Consider the following 485-nt stretch of genomic DNA (forward strand, 5'->3'; position numbering starts at 1 on the left):
TCTCGATATTTTTGAGGATGACAGGTTTCATATTGTTCCTTTTTGCTCTTCAAGCCAATCAGTGCAGATGCTCATAAATGGTTTCTGCCAAGGCTTTGCTGATGCCTTCCACTTTTTCCAAGTCCTCGCGGCTGGCCGCAATCACGCCGCGCAGACCGCCGAATCGGGTAAGCAATGCTTGACGGCGTTTGCTACCGATACCGGGGATTTCGCTGAGTGAGGAAGTAACGCGTGCTTTGTCGCGTTTTTTGCGGTGGCCTGTAATCGCAAAGCGGTGCGACTCATCGCGTACGGTTTGCAATAAATGCAAAGCCGGGCTGTTGGGCGGCAGGCGGAAGACTTCGCCGGTAAAAGGCAGTATGAGTTCTTCCATACCAGCTTTGCGCTCGGGGCCTTTGGCGATACCGACCAAAGGAATGTGCAGCCCGAGTTCTTCCCATACTGATACGGCTACGCCGATTTGCCCTTTGCCGCCGTCAATCAAC

General features: G+C 53.2%; 1 protein-coding gene. It reads right to left on the minus strand.

Going from position 1 to position 485, the window contains the following annotated elements; translation table 11 throughout:
• Nucleotides 1–58: 58 nt before the first annotated feature.
• Nucleotides 59–485: helix-hairpin-helix domain-containing protein (locus ACTHUM_RS19135; RefSeq protein WP_440403856.1), on the minus strand; the 427-nt coding region annotated here is incomplete at its 5' end.

The sequence above is a fragment of the Neisseria sp. P0021.S006 genome (assembly GCF_051956895.1).